The organism is Roseateles sp., assembly GCF_036404855.1.
In the GTDB taxonomy this organism is placed as follows: domain Bacteria; phylum Pseudomonadota; class Gammaproteobacteria; order Burkholderiales; family Burkholderiaceae_C; genus Pelomonas.
Genome location: NZ_DASWYS010000009.1, coordinates 1 through 16,351, shown reverse-complemented (window position 1 = coordinate 16,351; position 16,351 = coordinate 1). Strand labels below are relative to the sequence as shown.

The window sequence follows — 16,351 nt, the reverse complement described above, 5'->3', positions numbered from 1 at the left end:
GCTACGGCAGCTGGACCAACCGCGCCACCAACGCGCTGGATGACAAGACATACAGCCCGCAATGGGTGCTGGATGCCGAGCTGGCCTATGCCTTCGGCGGCGCGCTGCGCGGCCTGACGGTCGCCGCCGGCGCCATCAATCTGCTCGACAGCTACCCCGACGAGAACCCAACCATCGTCGCCAGCACGGGCAAGGCTGCCACCGGCAGCGGTGCGATCACCAAGTACAGCTTCAACGCCCCCGAGGGCGGCCTGGGCACCCAGGTCTACGCCCGTGTCTCCTACAGCTTCTGACCGGACTTCCCATGCGACTCTCCTCCTTCCTGCGCGCGCTGCTGAGCGCCACCCTGGCCAGCGCCGCGCTGGCAGTCACCGCCCAGACAAGAGCCCCCCAAGCTGACCCGGCCCAGGGCGACGGCCGCCTGTCGGACTTCTACCGCTGGGCCGAAGCCGTGCCCGCCACACCTGGCCAATTGCTGCGCAGCGAGCCGCTGCCCGCACAGCTGGGCCTGTCCGAGGCCGCGCGGCAGACGCGCATCCTCTACAGCTCCACCAGCGGCTTCGACAGCAAGACGCCCATCATCGTCTCCGGCGCCGTTTTCATCCCCAAGGGCACCCCGCCGGCCGGGGGCTGGCCGGTCCTGGCCTGGGGCCACGGCACGGTGGGCCTGGCCGACATCTGCGCCCCATCATGGGCCGGCCGCTCTCTGCGCGATGTGCGCTACCTGAACCGCTGGCTGAAGGAAGGCTTCGCCATCGTCGCCAGCGACTACGAGGGCCTGGGCGTGGCCGGACCGCACCCGCTCATCAACGTACCCATGCTGGCCTTCGGCATCCTGGACAGCGCGCGCGCCGCAATCCGCGGCGTGCCTGGCCTGGCCAACAAGGTGCTGCTGGTGGGCCAGTCCCAAGGCGGCATCGGCGTGTTCGCCGCGGCGGCCTACCAGACCCGCTACGCCCCTGAGCTGGGTGTGAAGGGCACGATTGCCACCGGCGTCATCTACCGTGATCCCAAGGCCACGCCCATCCCGCTGCAATCCGACCCGAACAGGGTGGACGAATCGCTGGCCTACGGCTTCTACGGCTTCCTCGTCGACCAGCAGCACGATCCGTCGCTCAAGCCCGAGGAGGTGTTCACCGAGCAGGGCCTAGCGCTGCTGAACCAGGCTCGCGTGGCCTGCCTGTCGACACTGGCCTCCGATGTGGTGGGCAACGGCCTCACCATCGCCAACAGCCGCCTGGCTGAGCCCGGCCCCGGCTACAAGCGCTACCAGGCCGGCGCGTCCGAGCGCAGTGCGCGCTACAGCCAGTACCCGACGCTGGCAATTCCCCACCCGGTCTTCATCGGCACCGGCGCCAACGACGTGACGCCTTCGGCCATCAACCAGCTCGCGCTGATGCGCGACGCCTGCGCGGCCGGCACCACGGTGGAGGGCCACCTCTACGCGGGCCTGGGCCACAGCGCGACGGTGAACGCCTCGCTGCGCGACTCGGTGCCCTTCGCCAAGAAGGTCATCAACGACCAACCCGTGGCGCCCGTGTGCGCACCCAGCCTGCAGTAAAGGAGACCTCCCATGTCCATCGAATTCGTCGGGATGGTGTTCCCGCGTGCCTGGTCCGAGACACAGGGCGGCGAGCGCCAACCCGGTTTCGACCTCGAGTTCCTGCGTTTCCACGCCCGCGCCCACGAGCAGGCCGGCTTTGACCGCGTGCTGATCGCCAGCGGGCCGGGCAGCCCGGACAGCCTGCACATCGCCGCCTACCTGGCCCAGCACACCGAGCGGCTGGGCTTCATGGTGGCGCACCGTCCCGGATTGGTAGCCCCCACGCTGGCGGCGCGCAGCTTCGCAACGCTGGACCATCTCAGCGGCGGCGGCCGGCTGCGGCTGCATGCCATTACCGGCATCACGGCCGAGCCGCAGGAGGGAGACACGCTGGTCGACAAGTCCGAGCGCTACGCCCGCACCGCCGAGTACCTGCAGATCGTGCGCCAGACCTGGACGGCCGCCGAGCCCTTCAGCTTCGAGGGCCGCTACTTCAGCGTGAAGGACTCTGTCTCGCCGATCAAGCCGGTGCGCCCCGGCTCCATCGAGATCTCATTCGGCGGCGCGTCGGATGCGGCCTACGGCGTGGGCGTACGCCACGCCGACCTGTACGCAATCTGGGGCGAACCACTGGCAGACGCCAAGCAACAGATCGCGCGCATCCGCGCCTCGGCCGCCGAGGCCGGCGTGGCTGCCCCCCGCATCAGCCTGTCGGTGCGGCTGATCCTGGGCGCCACCGAAGAGCAAGCCTGGGAACGCGCGCACGGCATCCTCGCCAAGATCCAGCAGAACCCGCAGTTCCAGCCCGGCGGTCCTCGTCACGGCCGGCAAAAGGCCGTGGCCTCCGAACGGCTGCTGGCCGCCGCGGCCCGCGGCGACCGCCACGACCGTGCACTGTGGATGCCAACCGCCACGGCCGTAGGCGCCTACGGCGACACCACGGCGCTGGTGGGCACACCCGACACCGTGGCCCAGGCACTGCTGGACTACGTGGACCTGGGCGTGAGCACTTTCCTCAACCGTGGCTACGACCCGCTCTACGACACCGTGGACTACGGCCGATGGGTCATCCCCGCCGTGCGCGCAGAAGCGGAACGCCGCGCACGCACCGCCGCCTGACGTCCCCTCAACGCAAGGAGATTCACATGCCTATCGAATTCGTCGGCGGACTGTTTCCGCGCAACCAGCTCGCCCAGCGCGCTGCCAATGCGTCGCCGCGGCTGGACCTGGACTACCTGCGCGACCTCGCCCGCGCCCACGAGCATGCAGGCTTCGACCGCGTGCTGATCGCTAACGGCGGTGGCGACCCGCTGTTCCTGGCTGCCCACGCCGCCGCGCATACCGAGCGGCTGGGCTTCATGATCGCGCACCGGCCCGGCCTGGTACCTCCCACCGTGGCGGCCCGGGCATTCGCCACACTGGACCAGACCACCGGCGGCCGCATCCGGCTGCACACCATCACAGGCCACGCCCCGGAGCCTGGCCACGGAGAGTTCCTGCTCGACAAAGCCGAACGCTACGCCCGGGCCGGCGAGTACCTGGAAATCATCAGGCGCACCTGGACCTCGGATCAACCCTTCGACTACGAGGGGCGCTTCTACCGCATCGAGGGCGGGTTCTCGCCGGTCAAGCCGCTGCAGCAGCCGCACGTACCGATCTCGCTGGGCGGATCATCTGACGGCGCCTACCAAGTGGCCGTGCAGCACACCGACCTCTATGCGCTGTGGGCCGAGAGCCTGGAGGACACGTCAGCGCGCATCCGCAAGCTGCACGAGGTGGCCGCAGCTGCCGGCAAGCCCGCGCCGCGCGTGAGCCTGTCTGTGCGCCTCATCATCGGCGCCACCGAGGAACTGGCGTGGAAGAAGGCCCGCGATATCGAGGCCGCACTGAAGGCCGGAACGGCCACGCGAGGCCGCATCGAGCAGCAGGGACTCAGCGGCGGTGCCGAGCGTCAGTTGGCGCTGGCCGCCAAGGGCGAGGTGCACGACAAGGCACTGTTCCTGGGCACCTCCACGGCGATAGGCGGCGGAACCGACAGTACCTCGCTGGTGGGCACCCCCGACACCATCGTCGAAGCGCTGCTGGCCTACCACGACATCGGCGTGACGACTTTCCTGAGCCGCGGCTACGACCCGCTTTACGACGCCATCGACTACGGCTACCAAATCATCCCCGCCGTGCGCGAAGAGGTTCGCCGCCGCGAGCAGCAGCGCCAGGCCGCCTGAACAGAAAGCGCCCCCTCATGTTCAAAGACACCCCCATCGCTCGTGCTGCCGCACTGGCCATCGCGTCCGGCGGCCTCCTGGGCACCCCCCATGCCTTCGCCCAGGAGGGCGGCGCGCTGGCCGAGCGGGCCGAGCCGACCGCCCCGAACGCGCTGGAGCGCGTGACGGTCACCTCGCAGTTTCGCGTACAGGACATCCAGCTGGTGCCAATCGCCGTCACGGCCATCGACACCAAGTCGGCCGCCGACCAGGGCCTGCGCCTGCACGACCTGTTCAAGTTCGTGCCCAACGCTGCGGCCCAGAACCCCGACAACGAAGCCCGCCCACGCATCTACATCCGCGGCATCGGCACCGGCGACGTCAGCGCGTCCACCGTGCTGCCAGTGGGCGTCTATGCCGACGGCGTCTACCTGAACTCGCCCACCGCCTACGGCGGCGGGCTATTCGACCTTGAGCGCGTCGAGGTGCTGCGCGGCCCGCAGGGCACGCTGTACGGCAAGAACACCACTGCCGGCGCCATCAACTTCATCTCACGCAAGCCGGAGTTCAAGCCCGCCAGCGCAGAGGCCACCGTGGGCTTCGGCAGCAACGGGCAGCGCACTTTCCAGGGCGCCTGGGGCGGTGTCGTCGCCGGCGACTGGCTGGCCGCGCGCGTGGCCTTCAATTCCGACCAGCGCGATGGCTTCAACACCAACACCTGGACTGGCAAGCAGGAAGGCGGCGTCGACAACACCGGCTATCGCGTGCAACTGCTGGCCCGCCCGTCTGACAGCTTCGATGCACTGCTGAAACTGCATACGCGCAAGTTGGGCGACATCGGCAGCAACGGCTCGCTGGTTCTCGGGACCTACTACCCAGGAACGCCCGCGCAGTACACACGACCCGACGGCCGCATCACCGAGGGCCGCATCGCCAACACACAAGTCATCAAGACCGAGGGCGCCTCGCTGACGCTGAACCAGAGAATCGGCCAGCATGTTCTGACTTCCATCACGGCCCATGACGTCACGGACAGCAACGCTCTGGGCGGCGGGGGCACGGCCCCCTACGAGACCGAGATCCGCTCCAAGACCGACAACGCCTGGCGGCAGACAACGCAGGAGTTCCGCCTGACATCGCCCAAGGATGAGCGCCTGCGCTGGATCGCCGGCTATCACTATTTCCGCGAGCACCTCGGCAGCGATGCCGTAGCGGCGCGCTACCAGGCAGCGTTGGTCAACCTGCCAACCGGTGCACCGGCCGCGCAGTCGGCGGCGAACCCGGCCTACCGCAGCACCAACTACGTCCACAACAACACCAGCCACGCCGTGTTCGGCAGCGTCAGCTACGACGTCAGCGACGACTTCAGCATCACCGGCGGCCTGCGCTGGACACAGGAAAAGAAGGACCTGGACATCCGACTGCTGCAGTACAACCTGGCGAACTTCAATACCGGCAACTTCTGGGAACTCACCTCGCTGGTGAACCCGGGTACGCCGGCCACGAACTCGGGCTCGCGCCAGCTCGCCTCGACGTGGAAGAACTGGACCTGGGACCTCACGCCCGAGTACCAGTTCAGCAGCACGCTGCGCAGCTACCTGCGGCTGGCCCGTGGCTTCCGCTCAGGCGCCTTCAACGTAGGCATCGGCAGCAACCTGGACACGGCGACCTCGGTGAAGCCCGAGTACGTGGACAGCGTCGAGGCCGGCCTGAAGTCCGAATGGCTGGGTGGGCGCCTGGTCGTCAACGCCAACGTCTTCCACTACAACTACACCGACATCCAGACCAACCTGCTGACGCCGGTGGCTGGTGGGGGCGTGGTCAGCGCGCTGGCCAACGGCCCCAAGGCCAAGGTGGACGGTGCCGAGCTGGAGCTGGATGCACGGCCTGCACCCGACTGGCGGCTGCACTACTCGCTGGCGCTGCTGAACGGCCGCTACACCGACTTCGTCAACCGCAACCCGCTGACTCAGGTGGTGTCCAGCGACTCGACCGGCAACCGCCTGGTGCGCTCGCCCCGGGTTACGACGGCGCTGGGCCTCGACCATACATTCCGGCTGGATGGCGGTGGCCGGCTCATCGCCGGCGCAGACGTGAACTACCGCGGCAAGGAGTACTTCACCGTCGACCGCCAGACTGACGCGGACAAGCCGCTGGCCAACGAAGCCTTCACGCTGGTCAACCTGCGACTGGTCTATGTTGCGCCCAGCCAGCGCGTACGCATCACTGGCTATGTGAACAACGCCACCGACAAGCTCTACCAGGTGCATGGGCGTCCCAACGGCACGGGCGTTGGCAACTACGTCGTCACCTACGGCAACCCGCGCACCTACGGCGTATCGGCAAGCACCACGTTCTGACACGCCATCAACGATGAGCCCCGGCACTTGCGCAGTGCCGGGGCTGCTGCCTTGCGGGGTCAGGGTGCGGCGTAGCCCGGCAACGTGGCAGCCAGCTCGGCGTGCACCGGATCGGCCTCGTCGAAGGCCGGCAGCTCGAAGCCGTGCTCCAGGTCATTCTTCAGCAGCGGAAGCAACGTGCGCGCGATGCGCTGGGCCTCCGGCACCAGCGGCCAGCCCGACAGGATGAAAGCCTCCGTGCCCTGGTCGTGGAACTCCCGGATGCGCTCGGCCACCTGCTCGGTGCTGCCGACGATCCAGGTACCGGCCCAGGGATGCAGGATGTCAAAGCCGAACGGGCTGGGGCCCACCCACACGTTGGGGTAGACCTCCAGGTCACGCAACTCGGGCAGCTTTCCGGCGCGCAGCGCGGCAAGGCGCTTGTGCACCAGTGGGTCGTCGCTGTGCACCTCCTCGTCCAGCCCCTTGGGGCCGAGCTGGCGTGAGGCCAGGCGCACGGCGGTGGCGTGCGATGTCTGGTCGAGGATCCATTGCGCATGCGCCCAGGCCTCTTCCTCGGTGTCGCGCACGATGATCTGCAACCGGGTGCCGAAACGCAGCTTGCGGCCGTGCGCGGCGGCGCGCTCGCCGACCTTGCGGAACTTCTCGCCCAGCCGTGGCGGCGCATCGGCAAAGCTCAGATACCAGTCCAGCAGTTTGGCGGAATGCTCAACGCCCGGCGCCGAGGTGCCAGCGCCCCACAGTGGCATGGTGGGCGTCTGCGTGGGTGGCAACGGGCCGCGCAGCGGCACCACCGCACGTGGCGCGATCTTGATGTACTTGCCCTGGTAACCGTCGTTGGAGCCGGCGTACAGCTGCTGGAAGGCGTCCCAGAACTCATAGCTGTAGTCGTAGCGCTCATCGTGCGGGATGGGCATGCCCATGCTCTTGAGCCCCGCGTCGTTGCCATTGACGACGTTGAAGACCAGTCGCCCGTTGCTGAAACGGTCCACGGTGAGTGCCATCTGTGCGAGCTTGGCAGGCGTGATCAGGCCAGGATGCTGGGCCGTCAGGAATCGCATGCGCTCGGTGATGGGCGCAAGCGTCGCGGTCAGCGTCAACGACTCGTGCTGATCGGTAGCCAGCAGTGCGCCCCAGAAGCCCAGGCGGTCGATGTTGCGGGCCTGAGCCTGCAACTGGCCGAGGTCGTTCAGCCAGGCGTGCTGCGCCTCCCACGGCACGGGGCCGTCGGGGCTGCTGATGTACCAAAGAATCTTTATTCCCATGGGGTTCCTTCTCGATAGGAGTAACAACCCCAGCACCGGTGCAAGACACATGCCGGGGCCAGGACCCCGTATTCATCGGGTTTCCGAGCGACTTCGCCACAGCGGCGCGCAAGCCTGCGCAGCGCTGGCCACAGGCCAGCAGCGGGGTGCGCAGAAGCCAGCACGACAGCCATCGAAGTGGCCCGCAGAGGCCGTTTGTGCGGCCGCAACTGCTGGCATGAATGCTGCAAAGACGGGGGCCACCCCATTCACTTCCACCGCTCCCAATGCAGTCCGCACATCGCCGCATCCGCTCCACCCCCCCTCGCTTGGCCGCCGTGGGCATCGCCTGCGGGCTGCTGTGCGCGGGCGCGGCCCTGGCCCAGTCGGCGGACACGGCGACCGCCACCACCCAGACCGACGACGCTGCCGCGGACGCGGCCGCCGGCGGTGGCGTACAGCGCATCGAGGCCGTCAGCGTCAGCGGCCGGCGCAAGAGCTCCACGCTGCCAGGCCGCCCGAGCGGTTCGGTGGATGGCCTCGCCGCCGCCATCGTCGACACGCCGCGCTCGGTATCGCAGATCAGCGAGGAGCAGTTGCAGCGCGAGCCCATCCGCAACGCGGACGATCTGGTGCGCTATGCGCCCGGCATCACGCGCAACGGCGGACAGAACGTCTCCATCGCACCGCTGATCCGCGGCCAGGCCTCGGAGCTGTTCCAGGACGGCCAACGCACCTACAACGTCCGTCACCCGTTCAACACCAATGCTTTCGAAGGCGTGGACATCGTGGCCGGTCCGCCGTCGCAGGTGTTCGGTGCAAGCAGTCGCAGCGGCGGCTACGCCAACTATCTTGCCAAGAAACCGGACTTCGCGCAGCAGCGCACGACGATCAGCGGCAGCGTGGGCAGCTGGGACTCGAGACGCCTGACGCTGGACAGCACCGGTCCGCTGGGTGACACCCTGGCCTACCGCGTGAGCCTCACTCCGCAGCGCGCCGACGACTACTACGACGGCGTGCGCAACAACTACAACGCCGCCTACGGCGCATTGGCCTGGAAGCCCAGCGAACGCGTGCGCATCGACTGGAACGCGGCGCTGGACGACTACTACGACTTCAACGTCATCCACGGCTGGAACCGCGCGACGCAACAGCTCGTCGACTCGGGTCAGTACTGGGGCGGCCGCGCCACGCCCATCATTGCGCAGACGGTGGGCAGCACGACCAGCTACTACTCGCCCGTCTATGCCTCCGGCACCTACAACAGCGCCATCACCGGCTGGGTGAAGCGCACGCCCAACGCAAGCAACCAGTACATCGCCGGGCCGCTGCTGAGCGGCGCTGACTTGCCCTCCTTCCTGAGCGGCAACACCAGCCCCGGCACTGTGCGCGGCTGGGTCTACGACCCAAGCACGCCGGGGAACGGCCTGGCTTCGCTGTCGCGCTCGGATTTCTCACGGCCTGACGACAAGAACACCGCCCGACGCATCACCTCGCAGCTGCGCGCCGTCGTCGAGCTGACGCCCGAGTGGAGCCTTGCCAACAGCACGCTGTTCCAGTACTCGAAGGACACCGGCGACTCCGTGGGCAGCTTCTTCTCGCAGTTCAGCGACCACCTCGCCGACAACCGGTTGGAGCTGCGCGGACATCACCGTTTCAACCTCGCCGGCGTGGGAGTGGACGTGCAGAGCAACACCGGTGGCACCTACCGCCGCGAGAGCTACCAGACGCTGGCAGCCAACAACAGCTTCTTCACCTCGCCGTACGACCTGACCGTGAGCGGCGCGCTGAAGACGCCCGCCACCATCTACGGACTGGCGACGCCGGCCGGCTCGGGCTCCTGGATTGGCACGGCAGGCGTCCCGCAGCTGACCGCGTTCGGCTACCTGAACCTGCCCAAGATGTATGCGGTGGACGGCGGCCTGTACGCTGAACCCGGTGGCTCTGCCACCGTCGGCGGCGCCACCTACACCTCCCGAGGCGACTGGACCAGCCGCACCGCCTTCACCCAGATCAACACGCTGCTGGACGGTCGATACGGCATCAACCTGGGTCTGAGCGCCACGCGCGTCAACGCCCACATCGAGAACCCGCTGGCCGTCACGACCGCGCAAGTCGCGAGCGACGACTACGCCGCCTGGCTGCCTGCCGCGCAGGTCAACCTGCTGTGGAAACCCACCGAGCAGAGCACCGTCTACGCCACCGTGGATCGCTCCTACGCACTCAACACCGGCGGCTTCGCCGACGTGCTGACCTGGGGCAGCAACAACAAGCTCAACCCGCTGGCGTTCCGCAGCCTGTCCAACCTGCGCGAAGTGGGCGCCAAGTCCGAGCTGATTCCGGGCAGGCTGTTCGCTTCACTGGCCTGGTACAAGGCCGAGCGCGACCTCTCGCCGGCGCCTGACGGCTCCATTGCGCGACTGCGCGTGCAGGGAAGCGAAGCTTCGCTGCGTGCGCAGTTGTCCAACCAGTGGTCGGCCGGCGCCAACGCGAGCGTCATTCGCGCCCGCTACGACTATGTCTCCTTCGGCTCCGGCGGATTCTTCTCGCCCTGGGGCTTCGTAGCCGACAACGCCACGGTCTTCGGCGACGGCAACGTGCTGAACAAACGCCCCGCGCCCGGCGCGGTCACGGCCCCCGGCATCCCCAAGTATTCCGCCAGCGGCTTCGTGGACTACCAGTTCGACGGCGGCTGGGGAACACAACTGGCCGGTTGGTGGACCAGCAGCTGGTTCACCAGCATCACGCAGACGGCCAGGGTCCCCGCCGAACATGCCTTCGACTGGACCCTGTATTACCGCCAGCCCGGCTGGGAGCTGTCGCTGACGGTGCGCAACCTGACCAACGAGCGCAACTACAGCGCGGGCCTCACCGGCACGACCAACGAGTTCCTCGTGCCCAGCCCGGCGCGCAGCGCGCAGCTCGGCTTCGCCTACCACTTCTGAGGACGCCCGGCATGAAAGAACACGACCTCTCGCGACGCCGCTGGCTGGCACAGACCATCGCGATGGGCGGCTGGTCCGGCATCGGCGCACTGGGGCTGGCCGGCTGCAGCCCGCACGAAACGGCTCCCGGTAGCTCCACCGCGGCCAGCGCGCCACTGGCGCAGTCGCCGCGGCGCGGCGGCCGGCTGCGCCTGGGCGTGGTCGACGGCAGCCAGGCCGGCAACCTCGATGCGCACAAGCCCGCCGCTGGCGCCTCCACGCTGCGCGGCTTCGCCCTCTACAGCAAGCTGTGGGAATGGAGCTCAGACATGGCCCCGGACCTGGCACTGGCCGAGTCCGCAGAAGTCAGCCCCGACGCGAAGAGCTGGACGATCCGCCTGCGTCCCGGCCTTGAGTTCCACCACGGCAAGACCATCAGCGCTGACGACGTGATCTTCTCGATCCGTCGCCTGACCGACCCGCAGCTTGCTTCGCCCTACGCCGGTCTGGTGGCCGTCGTCGACCGAGATGGGCTGAAGAAGCTCGACGAACGCACGGTGCGCGTCAGCTTCCGCGACGGGCGCGGCTACGTGCCGCTGGCGGACACCTGGGTCAACTTCGGCGGCATCGTGCCCACCGACTACGACCCGATCACGAACCCCGTGGGGGCCGGCCCATTCAAGCTCAGGGAATTTGTGCCTGGCCAGCGCTCGCTGTTTACTCGCTTCGAGAACTACTTCAAGCCCGGCCGCCCCTACCCGGACGAGCTGGAGATCATCGACTTCAAGGACCAGACCTCGCGGCTGCAGGCGCTGCAGAACGGCCAGGTGGACGTGGTGAATGCCATTTCGCCCGAGCAGCTTCCGCTGCTGCAGCAGGCCAACGGGCTGCGCGTGGTGGTCTCCGAGACCAACTACTGGCAGTCCTTCGACATGAACGTCGAGCTCGCGCCTTTTGACGATGTGCGCGTGCGCCAGGCCTTCCGGCTGATCGCCAACCGCCAGGAGCTGGTGGACCGGGCGCTCAACGGCCAGGGGCGCATCGCCAACGATCTCTACGCCCCGCAGGACCCTTCCTTCGACCACGGCATCCCGCAGCGGCAACAAGACCTGGCCCAGGCGCGAGCGCTGCTGAAGGCCGCCGGCCGCGAGAACCTGCAGGTGGAACTGGTGACCACAGCAGCCAGCGCGCGCCCCGCGCTGGTTTTCGCCGAACAGGCCAAGCAAGCCGGTGTGCGTATCAACGTCAAGCAGGTCGACGCTGCCACGTTCGCGGGACCGCTGCGCGGCAGCTGGCCCATCAGCACGGGCGGCTCGCTAGGACACGGCTGGCTGACCTCGGCGCTGCACGCCGACGGGCCGCATGCCGTCATCAACAAGACGCGCTTCCGCGACCCACGCTTCGTCGAGCTGGTGACGGCGGCGATGCAGCAGCCCGACGCTGCCAAGCGTGCGCCGCTGGTGCACGAGGCCCAGCGCATCCAGTGGGAGCGCGGCAGCCTGCTGATCTGGGGTTTCGCCAACACGCTGGATGCAGCCTCCAGCCGCGTGGGCGGCCTCGAGCCGGAGCACACCCATTTCCCGACTTGGCGCTTCGACAAGCTCTGGCTGGCCTGAGCCCGCGCCAAACCCGATTTCAAGCCAACCCGAGAAAGAACCCGCCATGCCCCGCATCGTCGCCCTCAGTGGCTCCCTGAGCCGCCCGTCCCGAACCCGCGCCCTTGTCCATGCGATCGCAGACGCCCTCGCCCAAGGCCACTCGCCGCGTAACGTGCAAGTGGACCTGATCGACATCGCCGAGATCGCTCCCGCGCTCGCAGCCGTCACCGGTTTCGACAACATCCCTGACGTCGTCCGCGACGCGCAGGAGCTGCTCGCACGCGCAGACGTCATCGTGCTCGGATCGCCCGTCTACAAGGGCTCGTACAGCGGTCTTTTCAAGCACTTCATCGACCTGCTGGACCCGGCATGGCTGCGCGGCAAGGTCGCCGTGCTGGCCGCCACCGGCGGCAGCGACAGGCACGCATTGGTCCTCGAGCATCAGTGGCGGCCGCTGGCCAGCTTCCTGGAGCTGCACACCGTGCCGGCAGGCGTGTTTGTGCGCGACAGCGAGTTCGAGAACTACCAGCTCGGCGCCGACCGCACGGCCAGCCACGAGCGCATCGCCTTGGCCACCGCACAGGCCCGCACGCTACTGGGCTGGCAGACGCAGCCCGCGGCTGAGGCGCCGATCGCGCTGGCAGCCTGAGCAACCCACCCCGCCCCCCCATCCGCCCTCAAAGGATCACCATGTCCACCCCCACGCTCAGCCCTTCCGCCCAGGAGTTCGTCCAGCAGGTCACGCAGCAGGCCGCAGTCATCTTCGACGCGTACCGCGAGACCGGCACCATCACCGCCAACGGCACCGTCGGTTTCATCGAGCGCATTCCCGGCGAGGACAAGCTCGTCTCCGTGAACTACCCCGGACCGTTCGACAAGCACAAGCCGCTGACGGCAAGCGTCACCGGCCTGGACGGCACCGTCTATGCAGGCCGCGGCCAGGCGCGTTACACCAAGTTGTTTGTCGAGCACCCGGAGATCACCACGGTCTCGCACGTGCACTCGCCCTACCTGGGTGCCTGGGCACAGACGCACCGCACGCTACCGATCCGCTACGTGCCGGTGCAGCGCTACAAGCTGTTCCGCGAACTGCCGGTCTACATCGACCGCCGCCAGCCCGAGGTGGAGTTCATCCTCGACCGCTTGCGCGAGAACCGCTACACCTCCGCCATCCTGGAAGCCAACGGCGGCTCCACCGTGTGGGGCACCGGTGGCCTGCGCAACACAGCCGAGTTCATCCTGCTGCTGGAAGAAGGCGCGCGCATCCAGCTGCTGGCCGAGTCCATCGGCGGCTCGCGCGACCTGGGCCCGGGCGTGCTGGCCCAGCAATGGAAGATGGGACAGCTCTACGAGCGCGCCCGTGAACTGCACCTGCTGCCAGCCACCGATCTCTGACCCGGCTGCGGTGCCTTAGGGAAAACAACGCATAAGCATGCTGCCTAAGCTTCGTTCGCGCCTGCAGACCGCCTCCATAGCATGTCGCCTTGCCGTTTCCCAGGCGACGGCGGATCCGCATGACAGGAGGAAGTCGGACCATGCAAGACCAAGGGGCAACCCATGCCGCACTGCTGACCCTGGATGGCGCATCGGCCGGCCCGCTGTCGATCCGCGCCCGCTCGCTAGCCTTCGTCGACCCAGCCTCGCAAGCCGTGCTGCAACTGATCGAGCGCGTCGCGCCGAGCACAGCGCCGGTGATGATCGGCGGCGACTCCGGCACCGGCAAGGAGCTGATCGCACGCCACATCCACACCCTCAGCCGGCGCACAGGACCATTCCTGGCGATCAACTGCGGCGCGATCACGGAACACCTGGCGGAGAGCGAGCTGTTCGGCCACGAAGCAGGCGCCTTCACGGGCGCCCAGGGCCGACGCGAGGGCTGGTTCGAGGCGGCCAACCACGGCACGCTGTTTCTCGACGAGATCGGCGACCTGCCGCTGTCGCTGCAGGTCAAGCTGCTGCGAGTGCTGCAGGAGCGCGAAGTGGTGCGACTCGGATCGCGCAAGGCGGTGCCGGTGGACGTACGCCTGGTCACGGCCACCAACGTGGACCTCGGCGAGGCGGTATCGGCCGGTCACTTCCGGCTGGACCTGTTTTACCGGCTCAACATCGTGCAGCTACGGCTGCCGCCGCTGCGCGAGCGCCTGGCCGACATCGAGCCGCTGGCCAAGCACTTCCTGACGCTATACAGCAAGCGCCTCGGCCTGCCGGAGCCGCGGCTGGGCGAGGCTGCGCTGGACGCACTGCTTGCCTACGACTGGCCGGGCAACATCCGCGAGCTGGAGAACGTCATCCACTTCGCGCTGCTGGTCGCGTCCGGGCAGGAAATCCGACCCGAGCACCTCAAGCTGGCCGGCCAGCCCGTCCGCAGGCAGTTGCCCGCCGCCCTGCCGCCCGCGCCCTTCGCCAGCGCGCCGCCCCCACCCTCCCACGAAAACCCGCAGCAAATGCTGCGTCGTGCGGTGCACGGCTTTCTCGAAGCGCCGCCCGAGGGCCTGCTCAACAGCGTCGAGCGGCTGCTTGTCGAGGAAAGCTACCGCCACAGTGGCCGCAACCAGGTGCGCGCGGGTGCAGTCCTCGGCGTGTCGCGCAACGTGATGCGCACGCTGCTGAAGCGGCACGGCCTGATCGGCGACGGACCGGGCAGTGATGACACGGACACGGACGCAACCCAACTGGATCAGGCAGCGGAGGCCTGAAACGCGGCGACACGGCCCATGGGCTTGCTGTACCGCGAGCCCTTCAACACCGACAAGACGCAACCCATGAGCCCTGTGCCCGACATCCTCTGGTACACCCGCACGCCCAATCCCACGCCGCTGGGACTGGCCTCGCAGTTGGGTTGGTTCCACGACGAGTTCCGCAGTGAAGGCATCAAGATCTTCACGCTAGAGGAAACCCCGGATCCGGCACTGCGCACCTCCCGCCTGGACCATCACCTGCCCAACTCCTTTCGCCAGGGCGGCAACGTCCCGGCAATCTGGGCGCGCTCGCAGGGTGCCGCCAGTCGCGTCGTGGGCATGAACTGGCTGGACGAGTACCAGGGCATCGTCTGCCGCCCCGGTAGCGGTCTGCGCAGCGTGAACGACCTGCGCGGCCGACGCATCGGGCTGCCGCTGTACAGCAGCCGCATCGAAAGCCGGCGCTCCGAGGCCCTGCACGGCTTCCTGGTTGCGCTGGACGTGGCGGGCCTGGCACCGTCTCAGGTGGAATTCGTCGACCTGGCCGTGGAGTCAGCAACCGCTCTGCCCGGCGGCGCACACACTTACCAGCACGCCCAGGCCGAGTACGAGCTGCTCATACGCGCGCTGCAGCGCGGCGACGTGGATGCCATCTACCTCAAGGGCGATCGGGGGCTGCAACTCGCCCACCTCACCGGCGCACGCCTGCTGTTCGACATCAGTCGCCACCCCGACCCGCTGGTGCGCATCCACAACGGCGCGCCGCGCCCCATCACCGTGCATCAGTCTCTGTTGGATGAGCACCCTCACCTCGCAGCACGCTTCCTGGCACGCATCGTCGCCGTGGAGGACTGGGCCGCCCACCACCCCGACGAAACGCTGGCCTACATCAGCCGCGAAACCGGTGGGGAGGTGCCCTGGGTGCGGCTGGCCTATGGCAGCGACGTGCATCTCAGACAGGGCACGGAGCTGACCGACACTGCCATCCACGCCCTGGAGGTCCAGAAGGCCTTCCTGCTGAAATGGGGCTTCATCCAGCACGACTTCGATGTCCAGCAGTGGATAGCCCCCGCGCCACTGCAGGAGGCCCGCCGGCTCAGTAGCGAACTGCTGGCGCAGGCCCTCTGACCTGCCCTTCCCTTCACCGAACACGCGCCATGTCCGAACGCGAATCCCGCCATCCCATCGATCCCCAGTTCCTGAAGCGCTGGTCGCCGCGCGCCTTCACCGACGAACAACTGGACGAAGCCACGCTGCTGACCTTTCTGGAAGCGGCACGGTGGGCGCCGTCGGGCTTCAACGCCCAGCCGTGGCGCTTCGTCTATGCCCTGCGGGGAACGCCGGGCTTCGCCAACATCCTGGCGACGCTGAGTCCCACCAACCAGAGCTGGGCCCAGCGCGCCGCGGCGCTGGTGACGGTGATCTCCCAGCAGCGCTGGACGCCGCCGGGCCAAGACGCGCCAAAGCCGAATGGCATGCATGCCTTCGATACCGGCGCAGCCAGCGCCTACATGAAACTCCAGGCATCGTTGTCCGGCTGGCATGCGCACACCGTTGGCGGCTTCGACCGCGAGTCGCTCGGCAGGAGCCTGGCCGTCCCCGAGGACTTCGTCGTTCAGGTGGTCGTGGCCCTGGGGCGTCGCGGGGACAGGTCTTTGCTGCCCGAGGCGCTGCAGGCGCGCGAGCAGCCGAGCACCCGGCTGCCGCTGGCATCGCTCGCCGCGGCGGACCGGTTCGACTTTTCCTGAAACAGCCCATGTCGCTCAGCCCGTCCCCCCTCGCCTCAACAGGAACGCCGCC

At 68.1% G+C, this 16,351-nt stretch carries 12 protein-coding genes and 1 pseudogene; 12 read left to right on the top strand and 1 reads right to left on the bottom strand.

Features of this window, described 5'->3' with window-relative positions; genetic code table 11:
* From VGF12_RS00645 to VGF12_RS00625, 5 genes and pseudogenes are all read left to right on the top strand, one after another.
* Positions 1-293: pseudogene (locus VGF12_RS00645) on the top strand (hypothetical protein); the annotation flags it as partial.
* A gap of 11 nt (positions 294-304) precedes the next feature.
* A complete protein-coding gene (locus VGF12_RS00640; protein ID WP_331174115.1) occupies positions 305-1,561 on the top strand; it encodes a lipase family protein in 1,257 nt (418 codons plus the stop codon).
* A 12-nt stretch (positions 1,562-1,573) separates the two neighbouring features.
* A complete protein-coding gene (locus VGF12_RS00635) occupies positions 1,574-2,662 on the top strand; it encodes an LLM class flavin-dependent oxidoreductase (RefSeq protein WP_331174114.1) in 1,089 nt (362 codons plus the stop codon).
* Between the two features lie 26 nt (positions 2,663-2,688).
* Complete coding sequence (locus VGF12_RS00630) at positions 2,689-3,768, top strand: LLM class flavin-dependent oxidoreductase (RefSeq protein WP_331174113.1); 1,080 nt, start codon at positions 2,689-2,691, stop codon at positions 3,766-3,768.
* A 17-nt stretch (positions 3,769-3,785) separates the two neighbouring features.
* Positions 3,786-6,107 (top strand): TonB-dependent receptor, encoded by a 2,322-nt coding sequence (locus VGF12_RS00625; RefSeq protein WP_331174112.1) that lies wholly within the window; start codon positions 3,786-3,788, stop codon positions 6,105-6,107.
* A gap of 59 nt (positions 6,108-6,166) precedes the next feature.
* Here the strand turns inward: VGF12_RS00625 and VGF12_RS00620 are convergent, their stop codons facing one another.
* Entirely contained in the window at positions 6,167-7,372 is a 1,206-nt protein-coding gene (locus VGF12_RS00620) for an LLM class flavin-dependent oxidoreductase (RefSeq protein WP_331174111.1), read from the bottom strand.
* Between the two features lie 266 nt (positions 7,373-7,638).
* Between VGF12_RS00620 and VGF12_RS00615 the strand changes: the two genes are divergently transcribed.
* The 7 genes from VGF12_RS00615 to VGF12_RS00585 all read left to right on the top strand — a co-directional run bounded on the left by VGF12_RS00615 (position 7,639) and on the right by VGF12_RS00585 (position 16,299).
* Positions 7,639-10,296, top strand: a complete 2,658-nt coding sequence (locus tag VGF12_RS00615) for a TonB-dependent receptor (RefSeq protein WP_331174110.1) — start codon at positions 7,639-7,641, stop codon at positions 10,294-10,296.
* 11 nt (positions 10,297-10,307) lie between these two features.
* Positions 10,308-11,891 carry an ABC transporter substrate-binding protein gene (locus VGF12_RS00610; RefSeq protein WP_331174109.1) on the top strand — a complete coding sequence of 528 codons (1,584 nt, stop codon included), beginning with the start codon at positions 10,308-10,310 and terminating at the stop codon, positions 11,889-11,891.
* A 46-nt stretch (positions 11,892-11,937) separates the two neighbouring features.
* On the top strand, positions 11,938-12,522 hold the full coding sequence (locus VGF12_RS00605; protein WP_331174108.1) for an NAD(P)H-dependent oxidoreductase: 585 nt from the start codon (positions 11,938-11,940) through the stop codon (positions 12,520-12,522).
* A gap of 41 nt (positions 12,523-12,563) precedes the next feature.
* Positions 12,564-13,268 carry a class II aldolase/adducin family protein gene (locus tag VGF12_RS00600; protein WP_331174107.1) on the top strand — a complete coding sequence of 235 codons (705 nt, stop codon included), beginning with the start codon at positions 12,564-12,566 and terminating at the stop codon, positions 13,266-13,268.
* 140 nt (positions 13,269-13,408) lie between these two features.
* Complete coding sequence (locus VGF12_RS00595; RefSeq protein WP_331174106.1) at positions 13,409-14,569, top strand: sigma-54 dependent transcriptional regulator; 1,161 nt, start codon at positions 13,409-13,411, stop codon at positions 14,567-14,569.
* A gap of 18 nt (positions 14,570-14,587) precedes the next feature.
* Positions 14,588-15,679: an ABC transporter substrate-binding protein gene (locus tag VGF12_RS00590; RefSeq protein WP_331174105.1), complete on the top strand. Its 1,092-nt coding sequence runs from the start codon at positions 14,588-14,590 to the stop codon at positions 15,677-15,679.
* Between the two features lie 29 nt (positions 15,680-15,708).
* Complete coding sequence (locus tag VGF12_RS00585) at positions 15,709-16,299, top strand: nitroreductase family protein (RefSeq protein ID WP_331174104.1); 591 nt, start codon at positions 15,709-15,711, stop codon at positions 16,297-16,299.
* Positions 16,300-16,351 lie beyond the last annotated feature (52 nt).

Excerpts from the sequence above, each read along its gene's own strand:
- VGF12_RS00630 (WP_331174113.1), top strand. The coding sequence starts at position 2,689 with ATGCCTATCGAATTCGTCGGCGGACTGTTTCCGCGCAACCAGCTCGCC.
- VGF12_RS00595 (WP_331174106.1), top strand. The coding sequence starts at position 13,409 with ATGCAAGACCAAGGGGCAACCCATGCCGCACTGCTGACCCTGGATGGC.
- VGF12_RS00605 (WP_331174108.1), top strand. The coding sequence starts at position 11,938 with ATGCCCCGCATCGTCGCCCTCAGTGGCTCCCTGAGCCGCCCGTCCCGA.
- VGF12_RS00625 (WP_331174112.1), top strand. The coding sequence starts at position 3,786 with ATGTTCAAAGACACCCCCATCGCTCGTGCTGCCGCACTGGCCATCGCG.
- VGF12_RS00615 (WP_331174110.1), top strand. The coding sequence starts at position 7,639 with ATGCAGTCCGCACATCGCCGCATCCGCTCCACCCCCCCTCGCTTGGCC.
- VGF12_RS00585 (WP_331174104.1), top strand. The coding sequence starts at position 15,709 with ATGTCCGAACGCGAATCCCGCCATCCCATCGATCCCCAGTTCCTGAAG.
- VGF12_RS00600 (WP_331174107.1), top strand. The coding sequence starts at position 12,564 with ATGTCCACCCCCACGCTCAGCCCTTCCGCCCAGGAGTTCGTCCAGCAG.
- VGF12_RS00635 (WP_331174114.1), top strand. The coding sequence starts at position 1,574 with ATGTCCATCGAATTCGTCGGGATGGTGTTCCCGCGTGCCTGGTCCGAG.
- VGF12_RS00610 (WP_331174109.1), top strand. The coding sequence starts at position 10,308 with ATGAAAGAACACGACCTCTCGCGACGCCGCTGGCTGGCACAGACCATC.
- VGF12_RS00590 (WP_331174105.1), top strand. The coding sequence starts at position 14,588 with ATGGGCTTGCTGTACCGCGAGCCCTTCAACACCGACAAGACGCAACCC.
- VGF12_RS00640 (WP_331174115.1), top strand. The coding sequence starts at position 305 with ATGCGACTCTCCTCCTTCCTGCGCGCGCTGCTGAGCGCCACCCTGGCC.
- VGF12_RS00620 (WP_331174111.1), bottom strand. The coding sequence starts at position 7,372 with ATGGGAATAAAGATTCTTTGGTACATCAGCAGCCCCGACGGCCCCGTG.